Below are 440 nucleotides of genomic sequence, written 5' to 3'. Positions count from 1 at the left end.
CCGCCGTGACCAGTGCCGCGGCCGTCGCCGACTCCACCAGGGCGCCCAACACGTCACCCGTGATCCCACCGAGGCGCCGTACCGAGCGCCGCAGCAGCGCGCCCGCCACGAGCAGTCCGGCCACGACTCCGGCCACGCAGCCCGCGGTCGAGAGGGGGGAGTGGAGCCAGGCCATCGCGCACACCACGGCCACGACCACGCAGCCCGCCGCGGCGAGCCGGGCGCTCACCGTGCCCGCCACCAGCGCGCCCAACCCCTCGGGCCGGGCCGAGGGCACCCGCGGAGTGCAGGAGAGGGTGACCGCCAGGCGTCCCACCGCCCACGCGGCGGCCGCACCGGCCAGGGCGGTGCCCGGGGACGTCCCGACCAGCTGGCCGAGCGCCAGCACCTGCGCGGCCAGCACGACCACCAGGGTGATGACGCCGAACGGGCCGATGTCC

The 440-nt window shown here is 78.0% G+C and carries 1 protein-coding gene; it reads right to left on the bottom strand.

Annotation, left to right across the window (positions count from 1 at the left end; genetic code table 11):
• On the bottom strand, positions 1-440 hold a 440-nt coding region (locus D471_RS0118860), incomplete at both ends, for an adenosylcobinamide-GDP ribazoletransferase (RefSeq protein WP_017600052.1).

It is taken from the genome of Nocardiopsis lucentensis DSM 44048 (assembly GCF_000341125.1).
Taxonomy (GTDB): Bacteria; Actinomycetota; Actinomycetes; order Streptosporangiales; family Streptosporangiaceae; genus Nocardiopsis; species Nocardiopsis lucentensis.
The sequence above is the reverse complement of the archived record's forward strand: the minus strand, read 5'-3'. Positions and strand labels throughout refer to the sequence as shown.